This is a genomic window from Mesorhizobium sp. M7A.F.Ca.AU.002.02.1.1, from assembly GCF_003998535.1.
GTDB classification, from domain to species: Bacteria; Pseudomonadota; Alphaproteobacteria; order Rhizobiales; family Rhizobiaceae; genus Mesorhizobium; species Mesorhizobium ciceri.
Genome location: NZ_RZPB01001053.1, coordinates 1 through 1,693 on the forward strand (window position 1 = coordinate 1; position 1,693 = coordinate 1,693).

The 1,693-nt window shown below is 63.3% G+C and carries 2 protein-coding genes; both read right to left on the bottom strand.

From position 1 onward, the window contains the following. Positions 1-189: 189 nt before the first annotated feature. Complete coding sequence (hpaD, locus tag EN879_RS34885) at positions 190-1,170, bottom strand: 3,4-dihydroxyphenylacetate 2,3-dioxygenase (protein ID WP_063169700.1); 981 nt, start codon at positions 1,168-1,170, stop codon at positions 190-192. A 14-nt stretch (positions 1,171-1,184) separates the two neighbouring features. Continuing rightward, positions 1,185-1,693: aldehyde dehydrogenase family protein (locus EN879_RS34890; RefSeq protein ID WP_127274661.1), on the bottom strand; the 509-nt coding region annotated here is incomplete at its 5' end.

Consider the following 1,693-nt stretch of genomic DNA (forward strand, 5'->3'; position numbering starts at 1 on the left):
GCCCCCCTCTGTCCTGCCGGACATCTCCCCCACAAGGGGGGAGATCGGATGTCATCTCTGCCTTCGCCAATTTCCAACGCTGCAACAGAGGCGCTGACCATGGGCCTAGCCAATCTCCCCCCTTGAGGGGGAGATGTCCGGCAGGACAGAGGGGGGCGCCACGGAACGCTGACATCTCCAAAATCCCACTCACGGCGCAATGATCGGCGAAGCCGCCAAATCCGGCTGGCGCGCCTCCGCCCCGGCAAACGCACTGCCCTCCTCGAACCAGCTTTTCGGCGCCGGTGCGCCCCACAGCGTCTGGCGCTGCGGGTCCTTGAGGTCCCACTTGATCGGCTCCAGGTCCGGATCGACCGTCTGGTAGTCCGAACAGTAGATCTCGATACGGTGGTTGTCCGGGTCGCGGACATAGAGGAAGAAGGCGTTGGAGATGCCGTGCCGACCAGGGCCGCGTTCGATGTTCGGCAAATAGCCCGTGGTCGCCATCAGGTCGAGCAGGTCGATGATGTTGAGCGGCGTCGGCACCCAGAAGGCGACATGATGCAGGCGCGGGCCGATGCCGTTGGTGAACGCGATGTCGTGGACGCCGCCCTTGCGATGCGTCCAAGCTGCCCAAAGCTTCCCGGTTGCGGCATCCTCGGTGTATTCGGTGACGCGAAAACCGAGCTCGTTGTAGAAGGCGACGGACTCGTCGACATTGGGCGAGAAGCAGTTGAAGTGGTCGATGCGTAGCGGCTTGACGCCCTTGTAGAGCGCATATTTCTGATGGATCGGCGGCAGCCTTTCCATCTGGGCATAGAACTCCAGCGGAATCCCGTGCGGGTCGCGCGTCCGAAAAGTGCGCGACTGGTAGGGCCGCTCGACCCATTCCACCGGCAGGCCCTTGCCCTTGAAGAAATACTCGGCCTTATCGAGGTCCTCGTCCGAAAAGACCTTGAAGCCGAGGTCGCGCGCTTCCGGCGTCGTCGCCTTGCGCAGCACGATGCAGTGATGGCCACGTTCCTCCATGGCGCGCAGGTAGATGGCGCCTGATGTCTCGTCGGTAACCTGCAGGCCGAGCGTGTCGACATAGAAGGCGCGGGATTTGGCGAGGTCGGTGACAGCCAACTCGACATGGCTGAGGCGCACGATGTTGAAGGCGGGGTAGAGATTGGGTTTGGGCAAGGGCATCCGATTTCCTCCGGTCAGCCGCCGAGTTTCTGGATCGCGTGCGCCGTCGTCGCGAAGGCGACGTTCTTCGTCTCCATGTAGAAGTCGAAGGAATGGTCGCCGCCGTCGCGGCCGATGCCGGAATTCTTGACGCCGCCGAAGGGGGTCGGCAAATGCCGCACGTTCTCGGAGTTAACCCAGATCATGCCGGCCTCCAGCGCATCGGTGAAACGGAAGGCGCGGGTGACGTCAGAGGTCCAGAGATAGCCGGTCAGGCCGTATTGCGTGTCGTTGGCCAGCGCCAGCGCTTCCGCCTCGTCGTTGAACGCAATGGCGCTCAGCACCGGCCCGAAAATCTCCTCCTGCGCGATGCGCATGCCGTTGGTCACGTTGGTGAACAGGGTCGGGCCGACATAACAGCCGCCTCCCGGTCCATCGACCTTGCCGCCGCCGACGGCCAGCGTCGCCCCCTCCGACCTGCCGATGTCGATATAGGACAGCACCTTCTTTTCATGCACCGGATGGATCAGCGGCCCGGCCACCG